The organism is Halobacillus litoralis, assembly GCF_004101865.1.
Classification (GTDB): Bacteria; Bacillota; Bacilli; order Bacillales; family Halobacillaceae; genus Halobacillus; species Halobacillus litoralis_A.
The window spans coordinates 3,125,422-3,141,789 of sequence record NZ_CP026118.1; the positions used below are offsets into that span (position 1 = coordinate 3,125,422).

Genomic DNA, 16,368 nt, shown 5'->3' on the forward strand with positions numbered 1-16,368 from the left:
ATTCTCCGTAAGTTTGGATGGATTCACAATGAAACCGGACAGATTCACCAGTAACCTGGAAAGATTTTTGTCTGGTTTGGACAGAATAACACTCAGTTCAGCCAGAAAACCTTTCCGAATAGAAAAAAGCCCGTTCTCCAGAATGAAGAACGGGCTTTTCCTATACTGAGGATCGTTTTTCGCATGAATGTCAAAGAAAGGATTTAGGATAACGTTGCTTGTTGATTTTCCGTACCCTCATTTTTGTTACGGATCCACTGGACAACTGTGATGAGACAGAAAATGCCCACTCCGATCAAGGATATGATGAAGTTCGGGTAAACGAGCAACAGTCCGCCTGCGAATAAGGCGAATCGCTCCAGCCAGCTGACTTTTGTTACATAATAACCGATCATAGCTGAACTGATGGCGGCCATCCCTAAGAGTGCGGTGACCACACTGATCGAGACGTTTACCGCATTTGCATCTCCTTGCAACAGCAGGATAGGGTTGGTCACGAAAACGTATGGGATGATGAAAGCGGCAATCGCCAATTTGACAGCTGTCACCCCTGCTTTCATCGGATTTGCCTTCGCGATCCCGGCCCCGGCGTACGCGGCTAAACAGACGGGCGGCGTAATATCTGCGACGATGCCGAAATAGAACACGAACATATGGACAGCAATGACAGGCACATCAAATGCGAGCAAGGCAGGAGCTGCCATCGTTGCAGTTACGACATAGTTGGCTGTCGTCGGCAGTCCCATGCCGAGAATGATACAGGCGATCATCGTGAAGAACATGACAAGGAAGAATTGACCTTGAGCAAGGTCGATGATTCCACCGGCAATCTTTGGTCCAAGACCGGTTATTGTCACGGTTCCTGCGATTATACCGGCGGTCGCACAGGCGGCGATGACCGGGAGTGCGACACGAGCGCCTTCTTCGAGTAGCTTGATGATCCCTTTTAGTGACATCCGGGTTTCTTGTCGGAAGAAACTGATGACAAAGGCGGTTGCGATTGCGAATAAGGCCGCATAAGTCGGTGTACGTCCAGACAGCAAGAAGCCGATAATAATGACAAGCGGAAGAAAGAGATCGAGCCGTTTCAACAGCTTGTTCGTTTTCGGCAGTTCTTCTTTTGTAAGCCCGCGAATGTTTTGTTTCCGTGCTTCAAAGTGGGTTCCCAAGAAAACGCCCGAAAAATATAATAGGGCTGGGATGATGGCAATGACAATGATTTCGTTATATGGGATGCCGGTGTAGGAAGCCATGATAAAGGCGGCTGCTCCCATAATCGGCGGCATCAGTTGACCTCCTGTTGAGGCAGAAGCTTCTGAAGCTGCCGCGAAATGCGGTTTGAAGCCAGCATTTTTCATCATCGGAATCGTGAATGACCCTGATCCGACTGTGTTGGCTACAGAACTTCCGCTGACCATCCCTTGCAGTCCACTTGCTGCAACGGCTGCCTTCGCTGTTCCACCTGTATAACGGCCGGTCAGCCGGAGGGCGAGGTCATTGAAAAATTGTCCGATATTCGTTTTGACTAAAATGACCCCGAAAAAGAGGAACAAGAAAATGTAAGTGGATGAAATTTGAATCGGGATTCCAAAAATTGCGCTTGAACTGAAAAACATTTTGGTGGCTAAAGACGGCCAGTCAAAACCGGCATGACCGATGATCGGAATGAAATTGCCGAATAATCCATAAAGCAGTGCCACCATTGCAATAATGACAATAGGCAGGCCGACCACTCGTCTTGTTGCTTCTAGTAAAAGTATGATTCCAGCTGTTGCTACAATCTGATCCATGTAAGTAAAACCGAAAATGATCGCTTCATTGATCAATCGTTCATAATTTTGAATGATATAAAAGTTCGTGTAGAGCGCCAGGGCAGCTAAAATGACGTCATACCAGGGAATTCCCCGTTTTGATGAAGAGGAAGGTTTGAACGGATAGAGCAGGTACACTAAGCACAAGGCTGCACCAAGGTGGATCGCCCCCTGCATCAGGGATACATAAGCCCCGCGGTAAGCGGTGTACAATTGAAAAATCGTAAGTGCGCTTCCTAGAATGAGTGTCAGCCATCCCCAGGCCCCCAAATTCGTGCGGAATGTACTTTCTTTATCATATTTCGCCATAAGCTCCTGCTTGTCTACTTCTTTGTTATCTTGTGTCGCCACTGATTCTACCTCCGTTTCACACACTTGATCATCAGTGAAAGAACCGGACAATAATCCTGCCCGGTTCTCATTGAGATCATTTATTCAAGGATGCCTTCTTCTTCAAAGTATTTCTTAGTACCAGGGTGAAGAGGAAGGTCTTGAGCGCCAGTGAGTGCACTGTCACTTGTTATGAGCTTCGCTTGAGCGATAGACATTTCACCGGAATTCTCATAAAGTGTCTTCGTAAGCTCGTACGCTAAATCTTCGCTGACTTGGCTGGTGGATCCTAATAGAAGGGCCATCGCCGTAATCGTTTGGACAGGTTCATCCTGCCACTCATATGTGCCAGGCTCGACAGTATAAGCTTCATACTGGCTGTCTGCAACGACTTTCTCGAGTGCTTCACCTTCAATATTCAAGAACTTCACTTCGCCTGTGGCTGCATCCAGCTCGTCTGTTGTAGAAGATGGAACACCTACAACTGCAAAGGAAGCATCAATCGTATTATTTTGCAGTTTACTTTTCGCGTCACCGAAGCCTTCTTCGTATGCCTCATAGTCTCCTTCTTCAATTCCATAAGCGGAAAGGACCATTTCAGCCGCTTCGCGTGTCGCCCCGCCAGGAGGACCTACAGCTACACGTTTCCCTTTCAAATCTTCGATAGATTCGATTCCTGTAGAATCAAGGGTCACTACTTGAAGAGCTTCAGGATAAAGTGATCCAATCACCCCGACATTCCCGACGTCTTTGCCTTCGAATTCGCCAGCACCTTCAACCGCATTAAGCATCGTGGTATTTTGCGCAATGCCCAGTTGGAAGTCTCCGGACTGGATTTTCGCAATGTTTTCCACAGAAGCTCCGGATTCAACGGAACTGACATCGAAACCTTCGACTTCAATCATATCTTTCCACAGGTTGGCCATCTCGCCGCCAAGTGGATAATAGACACCTCCGACACTACCTGTGCCCATCGTAAGGTTCGTCATCTCTTCTCCTTCACCGCCACCGCCTTCGCTGTCGCCGTTGGAAGAATTGTTGGTACCGCTTTCCCCACAAGCACTAAGTAACATGCTTACAGCCAGCAGGATGACAAAAGTAAATAATGAATATTTTTTCAAAAAGATTACCCCCTAGTAATAGATTTGGAAATTGATAGGAATGGGCTTTTAAGCGTCATTCCCATTCAAATCAAATTAACTCCTTACATCTACATGATTTTACCTTGTTTCAGGGGTTATTACAAGAATATTTCAATAATTGAAAGCGTTTGTGCGCTGTCTGGGTGCTTTGTATTTTGGGGGGGTGTTTGAGACGTTGCGCTAATAAAAATGCTCTCAAGCTGAAGAATTCTGAGTTGCACCGATAAAAATTCTTCTGACGCCGGTAAAAGGGTCCTACCGCCGTTTTACAGCTATCTAAAAGGTAAATCAGCGTCTATAATGTTTAAGTCACATTTGACTTAAGGCAACCCTGTATTGTTTTATTGAGATATCAGAAAATTTACTAAAATCAAAATTATAGAAAAGGAGGCGGAAATCATGGCCGATATGAAAAGCATCCAGTCTTTTATCGAGGACAACCGTGAAGACTACATAGCATTGTTGAAAAGGATGGTGCAAGAGCCGAGTAAAGCAGGTGAGGAAGCAGGAGTTCAAAGCATAGTGGCTGATCGTCTATCTTCTAAAGGATTTGAAGTGGATCGTTGGGAGCTTGATTATAAGTTGTTATCCGAACATGAAGCCTTTTGTGCTTCTCGAGCTGATTTTGATGGTAGTGAGAATGTTGTGGGTGTTTTGAAAGGAGAAGGGAATGGAAAGTCTATTTTGTTGAATGGCCATATCGATGTGGTTCCTGAAGGTGAAAGGGAGCAATGGAGGTTTGATCCATACTCCGGAAAAGTGGAAGATGGGAAGCTTTATGGACGTGGGGCGACTGATATGAAAGGTGGGAATCTGGCTGCATTGCTTGCGATTGAAGCGATTCAGGGAGCTGGTATCAAGTTGAAGGGTGATGTGATCTTTCAAAGTGTCGTCGAGGAAGAGAGTGGCGGTTCTGGGACACTTGCGGCGATTGAACGGGGCTATCGTGCGGATGCGGCGCTCATTCCCGAGCCGACGAATATGCGAATTTTTCCTAAGCAGCAAGGCTCCATGTGGTTCAAAGTCCATATCTATGGAAAGTCCGCTCATGGAGGTACCCGTTATGAAGGTATGAGTGCGATTCAAAAAGCCGCCATTGTTCATGAAGCCATTCTTGATTTAGAGAGGGAAAGAAACGAACCTCTTGATAGCCCGCTTTATCAAGGGAACCCAATTCCTGTGCCGATCAATATCGGGAAAATCGCAGGGGGGAATTGGCCTTCATCCGTCCCAGACCAAGTCACTATGGAGGGGCGAATGGGGGTAGCCCCAGGTGAATCATTAAATGACGCTAAGCGGGAATTCGAGGCACGTTTGGCGAAGCTTTACGAGGCAGATGAATGGTTTGCAGAGGCGCCTGTAGAAGTGGAATGGTTCGGTGCACGTTGGCTACCGGGAGAAATTGATGATGACCATCCTTTCTTGAAGACTTTGAAGGAAAGCTATCAATCTCAGGTTGGTGAACAGCCGGTTATCAAAGCTTCTCCATGGGGGACGGATGGTGGATTATTAACGGCTTTGGCCGGTATCCCGACTGTTGTTTTCGGTCCAGGGGAAACGAATATGGCTCATTTCCCGAACGAGTATATTGAATTGGAAAGTATTTTTGAGACCGCTTCAATCATAGCGGAGACGGTGTTGGAATGGTGTGAAGCAGCGAGTGTGGAGGAGTGAAATTCAAATGAATGTTGATGTTCTCATTCTATCTATTCAGTCGTCCTTCCTCGATTTATGCGGGTGACATTTTTTGCGTTGGCTGGCTGCCGACGATGGTGGCAGGTCTTGAGTGGAAACCTATGAACAGTAAAGCCGCCATTGGGATTATGATTTTTGGAGCTTCTTTTTCATTCAAATTGGTTTATAAGGAGAGATGGGTATGAAAGTAGAAAGGCTGAAGCGGAGGTTTGACGAAATGGCTCAGATCGGGGCGACGGAGCGAGGAGGTGTCCATCGCCTGGCATTGAGTGATCTGGATCGTGAGGCAAGGGATCTTTGGACCCACTGGTCGGAAGAGGCAGGATTTAAAGTGAGGGTCGACGACTTCGGCAATATGTTTGCCCGCTTAGAGGGGAATTTTCCAGAAAAAAAACCGATTGTCCTGGGTTCTCATTTAGATAGTGTACCTAAGGGAGGAAAATTCGATGGCACGCTGGGTGTGCTCGTCGGTTTTGAAATCATAGAATCGTTGCAAGAGAAGGCAGAGGACCTCAGCTGTCCGCTTGAAGTAGCTGTCTTCACTAATGAAGAAGGCGCGCGTTTCCCTACTCCCATGTTAGGGAGCGGGGCGATCACAGGGGTTTTTTCCAAGCAGCATGTGTATGATATGCAGGATGATGATGGCAAGCGTTTTGAAGATGAATTGAAGAGAATCGGCTATCAAGGTGAGGAAAAAAATCGCCTGAAGGAAGTAGAAGCATTTATTGAATTGCATATTGAGCAAGGGCCGCTTCTTGAAGCTAGAGAGAAACCTGTTGGTGTGGTCAAAGGGATTCAAGGATTGTCCTGGCACAGAGTCCAATTCATCGGTGAATCTGATCATGCAGGAACGACGCCTTTGGAGCATAGGAAAGATCCATTGCTGAGTGCTGTCAAAGCCATCAGCCGGATCAACAACTGGATCCATCGTTTAGAGGATGAAACTCTTGTCACCTTCGGAAAATTCGATACGCTCCCTGGCTCCATCAACGTGATTCCAAGCGAAGCGGTTTTCTCATTGGACATCAGGCATCCGGATCATTCCGTATTACTTGATCGAGTCGAAACGGTCAAGCATTTGATACGGGAAGTGGCTCTGGAGGATGATACCCAGAGTCTTTGTGAAGATCTTTCCTTCATGCCGCCCGTAGCCTTTGATGAGTCATTGATCGATACTTTACGGGAAAGTTGCAGAGCAAATGAAATCGACTATTTAGAAATGTTCAGCGGGGCCGGGCATGACGCCATGTATATCGACCGGCTGGGAAAAACAGTGATGATATTCACGCCGAGCCAAGCAGGTAAAAGTCACTGCGAGGAAGAGGAGACCGACTGGGAGGACATTGAAAAAGCATTGAGAGTAATGCATGATAACGTCGCAAGACTTGCGCTTACCCACCAGCCCGCGGCAGATGAATAATTTTTTCTATATCTTTGCTATACTTTTGGAAAGAAAAGGATATAAGTGATGTGATGAAGCGTCCAAATTTTCAAGATAAAAAGGAGCGAGAGCATGCTGAATTATTCAACCTATTTGAATGAATTAAGAGATGAAGCAGGGGAGAATTATCCGCTGATTAATCCCCACACGAGAGAAGAAATCGAAGAAATTCCCGAGTGTACCAATGAGCAAATGGAAACAGCGATCGCAAAGTCGTTAGCGGCCTTTGAAAAACTGAAGACATGGAGTTCTGCCGAGCGTTCGGAGGTTCTCGAGCGAACGGCGCGTATTGTAGAAGAAAATAGTGAAAGGTTCGCTAAAGCGATTGTGAATGAAGCGGGTAAGCCGGTTCGGTTCGCCAAAGGTGAAGTAGCGCGGACGGTGGAGACTTTGAAATTTTCTGCGATTGAAGCACGGAAGCTGGAAGGAGAATCGATCCGACTCGATGCAGCGAATAATGGCGGCGGCAGGGATGCCTACACGATCTACGAGCCGATTGGTGTCATAGGGGCGATCACCCCGTTCAATTTCCCGTTGAATCTAGTCATACATAAAGTGGGTCCAGCCATAGCCGCCGGGAATACGATCGTTGTAAAACCGGCTGAAAAAACTCCTTTATCTTCGCTGTTATTACGTGAAGCCTTCCTGGAAGCAGGACTCCCTGAAGGCGCGTTTCAGGTCATTACCGGCGAGGGGCCACGCCTTGGGAAAGTGCTGATCGATCATGAAGAAGTCGCGAAAATCACCTTTACCGGCAGCCCTGAGGTAGGAAAATTAATTAAATCCCAATCCGGACTGAAGAAAGTGACCCTTGAGCTTGGGAATAATTCTGCTCTATATATTGATGAAAGTCAGCATGAGAGACTTGATGACATAGCACAAAAAGCAGTTGTCGGTGCTTTTTCATATAATGGACAAGTCTGTATAAGTACTCAGCGCATCTATGTCCATGAAGCAGTCGCAGAGGAATTCACCCGTCATTTCATTGAGGCTACATCACAATTGAAATATGGGGATCCATTAGAAGAAAGTACTGATTTATCGGCTCTCATTGATGAAAAATCGCAAAAACGGCTGCTCGAATGGATCGTTGAAGCGAGCCACAACGGAGCTGAAATCGTCCATGGTGGAAAAGCCTGCCAGAACGGGATTGAACCGACAATATTAAAAAGTGTCCAGGCATCTGACAAGGTCTCCTGTCAGGAAGTCTTCGGTCCTGTCGTCATCGTCAACGCAGTAAAGAGTGGTCAAGAGGCGCTGGCTGAAATGAATAACTCGAATTATGGATTGAATGCCGGCATTTTCACGACAGACTTATCCCAGGCGCTGCAGATGAGTCACCAATTAGATGTGGGACAAGTGCTGGTCAATGACATTCCGACCTTGAGATTCGACCACATGCCTTACGGAGGAAGAAAGGATTCGGGGTATGGGTATGAAGGCGTGAAATATGCGGTCCGTGAAATGGTGAAGCGGAAAATGATCAGTTTGAATTATAGTTTTTAATAATCTTGTAGAGTATTCAAGTTGTAAAATTCCAATCTACCCGTTTTTTGCTGCCTGCCTCCCACGCTGTTAAGTTGGAAGATTTTATCGTTCAACTCGGCTACTTTCAATGTACAAGAAAATCACTCTTTTAAGATGAACCACTGTTGATTCCACGATGAGCGTTCGGTGGTGACGCCTGCGGGAACAGCGCGAGCCGAAGATCCACTTGGTCAAGTGACCTTCTTGACCAAGTTAGCTGAGGCCGTGCCCGCGGCAAGCATCCACCGATAAGCGATTCGTGAGAAGCAACAATAAACATTAATAGGAAATTGATCATTGAGGAAAATCACCCACTTATGTTAACTATATAATTTAACGGTTGACCAAATAGACATCTTCCGCTATTCTTCTTACTAGATACATAGAAAAGTAGGTGGAAGATCATGAAACTTCGGACGATGCTTTACGCTTCTTTATTTGCAGCGATTATGGGAGCTTTAGGTTTCTTTCCTCCCATTGTGACCCCATTCACGCCTGTGCCGATAACGGCTCAAACACTTGGTTTGATGTTGGCGGGGTCCATTTTAGGTGCTAAACGCGGTGGATTGAGTATGCTTCTTTTCGTTTTGCTCATTGCGATCGGTGTTCCGCTTCTATCTGGCGGACGTGGAGGTCTTGGTGTATTTTTCGGACCTTCGGGCGGTTATATCATGAGTTATCCAATCGCCGCGTTCATTATCGGGTTTTTAGTCGAACGGTTTTGGAAGAACTTGAAGTTGTGGTACTATCTTGTGTTCAATTTCATCGGCGGCGTAGTGTTTGTTTATGCCTGTGGGGTAACTTACTTGTCGTTCATCACTAATACTCCGTGGCCGGCAGCGGCCTTCGCTGCTCTTGTGTATATCCCTGGGGATGTGGCGAAAATTGCCATCGCCTCAATCCTTGCCCAACAATTGAACCGGGTCTATCCTTTGATGCACAAGAACAGTTCGAACGATTATCAAAAAGCAGCATAGAAGAAAGGCTTGTCTCCCGGACAAGCCTTTTGGTCTATCCAGAGGGGGAATTTCATGGCACTGATCGGAGAAAGAATTCACGAAAAAGCACGGTGTTTTCCGGAAAAAGAAGCGGTTGTCCATGGGAGAACAGTGCTTACATATGAGGAATTGCTATACCAGATGATGACGTTAAAAAGGCAATGCACCTATCAATTAGGTTCCATGAAAGGTAAGAAAATAAGTTTTCTTCTGCCGAACGGACCGGAATGGCTTGTCGTCTTCCTAGCCGTGAGCTCGTCTGGAGGAATAGTGATTCCACTGGATCCGAAGTGGCCCAAATCGCAGCTTGATGATGTTTTGTTAGACGCCGACCCGGATTTGATCATCTACGACAAGGATTTGACGGACCTGTCTGGACGGGATCATGCGTACACATGGGATGAAATCAGCATTTTCCCTGAGCTGGAACTGCCTGCAGAGCAAATAAATGATGACGACATTTTTTACATCGGTTATACCTCTGGGACGACAGGGCGGCCGAAAGGATTCATGAGGGCCCACGCCTCCTGGGCTGATTGCTTTTCGGAAGGGGCAGAAGTTTTTTCATTGAAGCAGGAGGATCGGATTTTTTCTCCTGGACCGCTCGTGCACTCCCATTTCCTTTATGCTTCCATTCAAGCGCTTCACCTTGGTACAACGCTTCATCTTGTTTCTTCTTTTCAAGCAGAAGAGGTGTGGCGCGTGCTGGAAGACAAGGACATTACGGTTTTGTATATTGTCCCGACGATGTTCGAAGCTTTGAAACGGACAGAGATTTCTGGTCATGCTTCTTATTTGAAAACCATGATATCGTCCGGGGCGAAATGGGAGAAACCTTCTAAACGGCAAGCCTCTCAACTTTTCCCTGAAACGGACATTTATGAATTTTTCGGCGCATCGGAACTCAGTTTTGTCAGTGTGCAGACGGTCTCAGGTCGTAATCTTCCTGACGGGGCTATCGGCACACCTTTTCCTCAAGTGGAATGGTCGATTCGCATAGACGCAGGCGATGAAGCGGCCGAGGGGGAAGTCGGGATGTTGTTTGTGAAGAGTCCCTGGATTTTCGAGGGATATTTGAACAGACCCGAGCAAACAGCTGAGATGTTTGATGGAGATTGGGCAACGGTTGGAGACTTGGCTTACAAAAATGAAAGGGGACAAGTCATCCTTAGCGGCCGCAAACAAAATATGATCATCAGTGGCGGGTTGAATATTTATCCGGAAGAAGTGGAGCGGGTGATTCGTGATCATCCAGCGATTGATGAGGTGATCGTCCTTGGCCAGCCTGATAGCTATTGGGGAGAAAAAGTGACCGCAGTTTATACCGGGGATAAATCATTATGCGTGGATCAGCTTGAGCTTTTTTGTAAGCAATGGTTACCGAAATACAAGTGTCCGAAAGAGTGGGTGGCTGTAGCTGATTTCCTATACACCTCCAGCGGAAAAGTGGCGCGGAAACAGATGCTTGATTGGCTTGCTGAAAAGGAGGGATTTCATGGGTGAAGTAGTGCTCGTGGCGGGCAAAAGAACGGCAATTGGAAAAATGGGAGGCGCTTTGTCACATGTGCCCCCTGAAAAACTTGCGAGTACGGTAATCCGGAAGTTGATGGCTGAAACGGAGCTGCCTCCGGAAGAAGTCGATGATGTCATCCTCGGTAATGTCGTCGGTCCTGGTGGAAATATTGCGCGGTTGTCAGCATTAGAAGCAGGACTCCCGGTTACTGTCCCTGGTGTAACTGTCGATCGTCAATGCGGCTCTGGATTAGAAGCGATCATCATGGCAGCGCGGCTCGTGCAATCGGGTGCGGGGGATATCTATTTAGCGGGGGGTGTCGAGAGTACAAGTCTTGCGCCATGGAAAATGGAAAAGCCGGCGTCGATTCATGATCCACGTGGTCCATCATTGTATGGGCGGGCCCGTTTCTCACCGGAAGCGATCGGGGACCCGGAAATGGGTGAGGCGGCGGAGAATGTAGCGGAAATGTATCAAGTGCCGCGTGAAGCTCAAGATGCTTACGCCTATGCCAGCCACCAAAAAGCGGTCGAAGCCAAGCGGAAGGGTTGGTTCCAGGAAGAAACCGTCGAAGCTGATGGGGTCCATGAGGATGAGTGTCCTCGCCCGAATACTTCCATGGAAAAATTGACTTCCCTTTCGCCTGTCTTCCGGGAAGGCGGGACGGTGACGGCTGGGAATGCTTGTCCTATGAATGATGGTGCTTCGGTCGTGTTGGTCATGTCTTATGACAAATGCCTTTCGCTTGGATTGACGCCGATCGTCCGATTTGTCGATTCCACAGTCGCCGGGGTCGACCCGAACTTGCTTGGCATCGGACCCGTTCCGGCAGTAAGAAAGTTGTTAGAACGGCAAAACCGAACCATAGAAGATGTTGATGTCGTCGAATTCAATGAAGCTTTTGCATCTCAAGTGATCGCTTCGTTGAAAGAATTGAGGGTTGATTTTCAAAAGGTGAATCTTGCAGGGGGAGCGCTTGCTTTAGGTCACCCTTATGGAGCCTCAGGTGCCATATTGGTGACCCGGTTGCTGACGGAAATGAAACGCGGAGAGCTGAATTGTGGAATGGCGACTCTCGGCATTGGCGGGGGGATCGGACTTGCCGCTCTTTTCGAAAGGATGGGAAGATGATGGTCGAAGAAAAATGGGTGGACCATACGCTTGAATCTTCATCAATTCTTGTCCATCCCAATGAAATTCCATCATTCGCTGAGGCGATCTTTTTGAAAGATCCAATCTATTATGATGTCGAAGCGGCAAAAGCGCACGGCTATTCGCATATTCCGCTCCCTGCCACGATGCCCGTCACCTTTTGGAAAAAGTTCGACATCCCCTGGTTGGACGGGCTTGGTGGCGTCATCCATGCTAAACAGAGCTTTGAATACAAGACAACCTTAGTGGCTGACAGGGAGTATCAAGCAACCTTATCACTGGATAAGGTCGAAACTAAAGAAAGCTCCCTTGTCATGATGGAATTTTTACATCATACGTTATCCATCTATCATTTGAATGTGCTGCAGTGCAAAGTTTATACCACCCTTATCGTGAAAGGTGGTGAATCGCCATGAATACAGGGGAAGTCCTTACAGGAATAATAATTGAAGAAATCACAGGTGAGATGATCGAGAATTACGCGAAAGCCTCTGGTGACGATAACTCGATTCATCTGGACGATGCCTCAGCTGAAAAAGCAGGATTCCCGCACGCGGTGGCTCACGGGATGTGGTCGATGGGAGTCATTGATGCTTCGATCCACCGGTGGTTCAGGGGAAAACCGCCGATCAAAGAGCTGAGCACTTCTTTTATAAAACCATTGTTCAAAGGGGACAGCCTTTCAATAGAAGGAAAAGTTGCTAAGGAAGAAGCGGGAAAGTTTTTTGTCGATATTAAAGGGTTCAACCAACATCAGACGTGTGTCTTGAAAGCGAAACTGGTCATAGGGGGAAGCGAAGATGACGAACGTAAATGAAGAAACCGTGATCGTAACCGGGTCCACCAAAGGAATCGGGCAGAGTACCGCCATGGCTTTAGCTAAAGAAGGAGCAGCCGTCATAATTAATGGACGTAAGGATGCTGAAGTAGAAAGAGTGGTGGAACAGATTCGGCAGGCGGGAGGCAGGGCAGCAGGAGTCGCCGCCTGTGTCACCGAAGAGGCAACAGGGAGGCGTCTTGTCGAAGCAGCACTTGCGAACTTCGGAAACGTAACAGGTTTGATCAATAACGCAGGGGTAACCAAAGATCGGATGGCCCATCGGATGGAACTTGGGGATTTCCAAGAAGTGCTCGATGTCCATGTCACGGGTGCGTTCATTCCCGCCCAGGCTGTCATCCGGCACTTACGCAGCCAAGAAAAATCCGGCTTCATCCTCAATATGACTTCACTTGCTGGCCTGATCGGCAATGTCGGCCAAGTGAACTACAGCGCAGCGAAGGCTGCCATTCTAGGGATGACCTGGACGCTGGCCAAAGAACTGGAGTCGAAATCGATCCAAGTAAATGCCATCGCCCCAGCTGCCCTCACCGATATGACGAGACCTCATATAGAAAAAGCCCAGCAACAAGCATCCAGTGAAGAGGAAGCGGCTTATTGGAATGTAGGCTCTGCCGAACAAGTCGCTCATTTTCTCATTGATTTCATCAAGAAGCGAGAGATGAATCAGACAGGCGAAACGTATGCGGTGAACGGTGAAGAAATAGGATACTGGCATCCACCCAGCTATGAATTGCTGTAATCGATAGTTGAGGCTGGGACAAAAGAATTTTTCCGCTAGAAAACCCGAACGTAATTCCGTTCGGGTTTTCTTCATGAAGCCATAAATCATACGCCACTCCGGCAACATACTCCGCTTTCCACGGGCACGGACTACGCCTCCTCGGCAAGCAAAGCCCGCTTACTTCCGGGGTCTTCGCCACGTGTTGTTCCCGCAGGATACGCCGATAAAATTGCTATAATGCCGATCTCCCGCCAACTAATTCATGAACGAAGCACATAAAAATCTATTCCTTGCTTGTCACATGCTTCAAGTAATACTCGAAAACAAGATCGGCAAGCATCATTAGAGAAGATCGTGCGGAGACGTCGTAGCCTTCGTAGGAAACCTTCTGGACTGGTGCGCTGATCGCTTTTTGTACATATTGATTGATGATTCCGTCCAAATTATTGGTAACGGCGACTGTCTGCACGTTCAAGTGATCGAGCTTATCTGCTGCCTTGACGAGGGTTTCTGTGTTCCCGCTTGAGGAGATGAAGATGGCGAGGTCCTTTTTCCCTATCCAGTTACTGATCAAATCGACCATATGGGATTCGTAAATATACGTAGAGGAGCGGTTCATCTGCATCAAACGTTTACTGAGGTATTCGCCGATCATTTTGGTGAGGCCCACGGAGATGATGACGATCCGGTCCGCTTTTTCAATGGCAGAGGCGACCCATTCTAAATCGTCCGGCTGCAGATGGTTCAAACTTTTTTTGATGTCGTCCTGGTAACGTTCGATCGGATTCAAGTTTTCAGGTAAGGAAGTATGTTCGATGCCTTTCAAGAAGTATTTGAATTCGGCATAGCCTTCAAATCCGAGTTTGTGACACAGGCGTATGATCGTTGTTGTACTGACCGTGTTCTCTTCCGCCATTCGTGTCAGGGGCATTTTTTTAGATTCCTCTAAGTGGTGTTCGATATAGTAAAGGACATGTTTTTCGGAATGCGTCAGGTCGGGCAATGAGGTGGCGAATGTCTCCAGTAGTTTTCCCATGATGAAAGCTCCTCTCTTATGAACTGATATGAGTATATCATGAGGAAATGTACAATTGTACATTTCCTGTATAACTACCGTCTTGTAAGCTGTGTTACAACTGTATTAGAGACAAATGAAAACACTTTCACAACTAACGAGAGGGTGAGGGATATGCAACTTGCACAAATGACTGAAAAAGGTCTGGTACGTTTTGACCTCAAAGAGAACAAAAAAGAAGATGTGCTTTGGAAACTATCCGAAGATCTTCAGCAAAAAGGATATGTCACATCGACTGAGGAATTTTATGAAACCGTTTTAGAACGGGAGAAAATATCAGCGACAGGTTTGGAATCAGGACTTGCCATTCCACACGGGAAGTCTTCCGCTGTGAAAAAAGCTGGTTTTGCTGTCGCCCGGTTGGAAAATCCAATCGCGGACTGGGAAAGTATCGACCCGGATAACCAGGTGGAGCTTGTCTTTCTATTGGCGATTCCTGAGGGTGAGGCGGGTTCTACTCACTTGAACCTTTTGGCAGAGTTAAGTACGCGTCTTATGGATAAGGATTATTACAACTCCTTGATGAGTGCAGCGAACCCTGATGAATTTCTCACTGCGTTGGACCACGAAGGTGAACCGGCCAAAGAAGAACCTCCACAAGAATATACGAAAACGGTCTTGGTGATTACCGCTTGTGCGGCCGGGATCGCCCATACCTATATGGCAGCTGAAGCTTTGGAGCAGGCAGGTAAGAAGCTTGGTGTCAAAGTTTATAGTGAGAAGCAGGGAGCGAATGGTTTAGAGGATCCGCATTCAGATGAAATCATCCAGGGAGCGGATGGGATCATTTTTGCAACAGATATTTCACCAAAAGGGAAAGAGCGTTTCAAAGGGCTCCCATATGTGCAAACACGCGTAGCGGCTCCACTTGAGCGCGGTGAAGAACTGATTGAACAAGTATTGAACAATCCAGACGGAACTGTTCAGACGAATGGAGATGAAGAATCTTCATCCCCCAATTCTCAAAATAAACAAGGCGTCCTCGCAGAAATGGGCCAGGCCATCATGACAGGGATTTCCTACATGATACCGGTCATCGTAGCGGCTGGTCTGATGATGGGAATTGCCAAACTGGGAGCGATTCCATTCGGGCTTGTCAATGAAATCAATGACATCAGCTATGCGACATCCGACAATGAACTTTTCAAGATATTGCACTATCTCGATAAATTCGGTTTCATGATATTCCAGTTCATGTATCCGATCTTCGCAGCCTTTACGGCGTATGCTTTGGCTGACCGTGTCGGTATTGTGCCAGGTTTCATCGGGGGTATATTCGCAGCCGGGATCCACTACCGTTTCTGGGGTGTGGAAGATGGCATTCCCTCCGGTTTCTTAGGAGCTTTGATCCTCGGTTTAGCCGCTGGTTACATTGCCAAAACTTTAAATGAAAAAATCAAACTAAGCCGTAATTTGCAGGCGATGAAGCCGATGCTCATTATTCCTGCAATCAGTATTCTTTCGATCTTTTTATTGAACTTTTATATTGTTGATCCTGTCTTCGGTGGGTTGAATGAACTGCTGAGAAACACGATCGAATCTGCGCAAGAGTCTGGCGAAGTCGTGTTATCAACGATCATTGCCGCTGCCACTGCCTTTGATTTAGGTGGACCGATCAACAAAGCGGCCGGTGCCATCGCCATCGGACTTGCCGGTGACCAGATTTTCCCACTGACCGCCCGTGTGCTGGCCATTGTCATCCCGCCAATCGGATTGGGTCTTGCGACTGTATTGGACCGCTTCGTCGTCGGTCGTCGTGTTTTTGATGAAAACCTGCGTATTACCGGGAATACCTCCATTCTACTGGGCTTTATTGCCATAAGTGAAGGAGCGATTCCATTCATGCTTCGCAACCCGTTGATCACGATTCCCATCAACATCATCGGAGCCATTATCGGTTCGGTGACGGCTGTGCTGCTCGGCGCGGTTCAGTGGTATCCACTGCCTGCATTCTGGGGTTGGCCGCTTGTCGACAATTTATGGGCCTACTTGATCGGCTTGTTTGTCGGTACGATGTTCATTGCGCTGACGAACATTTTCATCCGATTCGCTCTGATCAAACGCGGACGCATGCAAATATAAATCATCAGCTGGCCAGCCCCTTCCACCGGGCTGGCTGTAT

The 16,368-nt window shown here is 47.4% G+C and carries 14 protein-coding genes; 11 read left to right on the forward strand and 3 right to left on the reverse strand.

Annotation, left to right across the window (positions count from 1 at the left end):
* Positions 1-203: 203 nt before the first annotated feature.
* Both HLI_RS15540 and HLI_RS15545 read right to left on the reverse strand, forming a co-directional pair.
* Complete coding sequence (locus tag HLI_RS15540; RefSeq protein ID WP_128526915.1) at positions 204-2,120, reverse strand: TRAP transporter permease; 1,917 nt, start codon at positions 2,118-2,120, stop codon at positions 204-206.
* A 122-nt stretch (positions 2,121-2,242) separates the two neighbouring features.
* The gene (locus tag HLI_RS15545) at positions 2,243-3,262 is read right to left on the reverse strand and encodes a TAXI family TRAP transporter solute-binding subunit (protein WP_241655866.1); all 1,020 of its coding nucleotides are present in this window, start codon (positions 3,260-3,262) and stop codon (positions 2,243-2,245) included.
* A gap of 420 nt (positions 3,263-3,682) precedes the next feature.
* Between HLI_RS15545 and HLI_RS15550 the strand changes: the two genes are divergently transcribed.
* The 10 genes from HLI_RS15550 to HLI_RS15595 all read left to right on the forward strand — a co-directional run bounded on the left by HLI_RS15550 (position 3,683) and on the right by HLI_RS15595 (position 13,189).
* Positions 3,683-4,957 (forward strand): peptidase, encoded by a 1,275-nt coding sequence (locus tag HLI_RS15550; protein WP_128525830.1) that lies wholly within the window; start codon positions 3,683-3,685, stop codon positions 4,955-4,957.
* 11 nt (positions 4,958-4,968) lie between these two features.
* Positions 4,969-5,163, forward strand: a complete 195-nt coding sequence (locus HLI_RS15555; protein ID WP_128525831.1) for a hypothetical protein — start codon at positions 4,969-4,971, stop codon at positions 5,161-5,163.
* A complete protein-coding gene (locus tag HLI_RS15560; protein ID WP_164908584.1) occupies positions 5,160-6,398 on the forward strand; it encodes a Zn-dependent hydrolase in 1,239 nt (412 codons plus the stop codon). The genes HLI_RS15555 and HLI_RS15560 overlap by 4 nt, the downstream gene beginning before the upstream one ends.
* Before the next feature lie 93 nt (positions 6,399-6,491).
* Entirely contained in the window at positions 6,492-7,925 is a 1,434-nt protein-coding gene (locus HLI_RS15565; RefSeq protein ID WP_128525833.1) for an aldehyde dehydrogenase family protein, read from the forward strand.
* A gap of 425 nt (positions 7,926-8,350) precedes the next feature.
* Positions 8,351-8,923: a biotin transporter BioY gene (locus HLI_RS15570; protein WP_128525834.1), complete on the forward strand. Its 573-nt coding sequence runs from the start codon at positions 8,351-8,353 to the stop codon at positions 8,921-8,923.
* A gap of 54 nt (positions 8,924-8,977) precedes the next feature.
* Complete coding sequence (locus tag HLI_RS15575) at positions 8,978-10,447, forward strand: AMP-binding protein (protein WP_128525835.1); 1,470 nt, start codon at positions 8,978-8,980, stop codon at positions 10,445-10,447.
* The gene (locus HLI_RS15580; RefSeq protein ID WP_128525836.1) at positions 10,440-11,588 is read left to right on the forward strand and encodes a thiolase family protein; all 1,149 of its coding nucleotides are present in this window, start codon (positions 10,440-10,442) and stop codon (positions 11,586-11,588) included. Before HLI_RS15575 ends, HLI_RS15580 begins: the two co-directional genes overlap by 8 nt.
* Positions 11,588-12,025: an FAS1-like dehydratase domain-containing protein gene (locus tag HLI_RS15585; protein WP_164908585.1), complete on the forward strand. Its 438-nt coding sequence runs from the start codon at positions 11,588-11,590 to the stop codon at positions 12,023-12,025. Before HLI_RS15580 ends, HLI_RS15585 begins: the two co-directional genes overlap by 1 nt.
* Positions 12,022-12,426, forward strand: coding sequence for a MaoC family dehydratase (locus HLI_RS15590; RefSeq protein WP_128525838.1), 405 nt, complete (start codon positions 12,022-12,024; stop codon positions 12,424-12,426). Before HLI_RS15585 ends, HLI_RS15590 begins: the two co-directional genes overlap by 4 nt.
* A complete protein-coding gene (locus HLI_RS15595) occupies positions 12,410-13,189 on the forward strand; it encodes an SDR family NAD(P)-dependent oxidoreductase (protein ID WP_128525839.1) in 780 nt (259 codons plus the stop codon). The genes HLI_RS15590 and HLI_RS15595 overlap by 17 nt, the downstream gene beginning before the upstream one ends.
* Positions 13,190-13,454: 265 nt before the next feature.
* Here the strand turns inward: HLI_RS15595 and HLI_RS15600 are convergent, their stop codons facing one another.
* On the reverse strand, positions 13,455-14,207 hold the full coding sequence (locus HLI_RS15600; protein ID WP_128525840.1) for a MurR/RpiR family transcriptional regulator: 753 nt from the start codon (positions 14,205-14,207) through the stop codon (positions 13,455-13,457).
* Between the two features lie 153 nt (positions 14,208-14,360).
* On the opposite strand from HLI_RS15600, the gene HLI_RS15605 reads away from it, so the two are divergent.
* Complete coding sequence (locus HLI_RS15605; RefSeq protein WP_128525841.1) at positions 14,361-16,328, forward strand: fructose-specific PTS transporter subunit EIIC; 1,968 nt, start codon at positions 14,361-14,363, stop codon at positions 16,326-16,328.
* The last annotated feature ends 40 nt before the right edge of the window (positions 16,329-16,368 follow it).

Bases quoted from the DNA above. Each gene is read 5' to 3' on its own strand.
- HLI_RS15540 (WP_128526915.1), bottom strand. From the start codon at position 2,120: ATGGCGAAATATGATAAAGAAAGTACATTCCGCACGAATTTGGGGGCC.
- HLI_RS15550 (WP_128525830.1), top strand. From the start codon at position 3,683: ATGGCCGATATGAAAAGCATCCAGTCTTTTATCGAGGACAACCGTGAA.
- HLI_RS15555 (WP_128525831.1), top strand. From the start codon at position 4,969: ATGTTGATGTTCTCATTCTATCTATTCAGTCGTCCTTCCTCGATTTAT.
- HLI_RS15560 (WP_164908584.1), top strand. From the start codon at position 5,160: ATGAAAGTAGAAAGGCTGAAGCGGAGGTTTGACGAAATGGCTCAGATC.
- HLI_RS15565 (WP_128525833.1), top strand. From the start codon at position 6,492: ATGCTGAATTATTCAACCTATTTGAATGAATTAAGAGATGAAGCAGGG.
- HLI_RS15570 (WP_128525834.1), top strand. From the start codon at position 8,351: ATGAAACTTCGGACGATGCTTTACGCTTCTTTATTTGCAGCGATTATG.
- HLI_RS15575 (WP_128525835.1), top strand. From the start codon at position 8,978: ATGGCACTGATCGGAGAAAGAATTCACGAAAAAGCACGGTGTTTTCCG.
- HLI_RS15580 (WP_128525836.1), top strand. From the start codon at position 10,440: ATGGGTGAAGTAGTGCTCGTGGCGGGCAAAAGAACGGCAATTGGAAAA.
- HLI_RS15585 (WP_164908585.1), top strand. From the start codon at position 11,588: ATGGTCGAAGAAAAATGGGTGGACCATACGCTTGAATCTTCATCAATT.
- HLI_RS15590 (WP_128525838.1), top strand. From the start codon at position 12,022: ATGAATACAGGGGAAGTCCTTACAGGAATAATAATTGAAGAAATCACA.
- HLI_RS15595 (WP_128525839.1), top strand. From the start codon at position 12,410: ATGACGAACGTAAATGAAGAAACCGTGATCGTAACCGGGTCCACCAAA.
- HLI_RS15600 (WP_128525840.1), bottom strand. From the start codon at position 14,207: ATGGGAAAACTACTGGAGACATTCGCCACCTCATTGCCCGACCTGACG.
- HLI_RS15605 (WP_128525841.1), top strand. From the start codon at position 14,361: ATGCAACTTGCACAAATGACTGAAAAAGGTCTGGTACGTTTTGACCTC.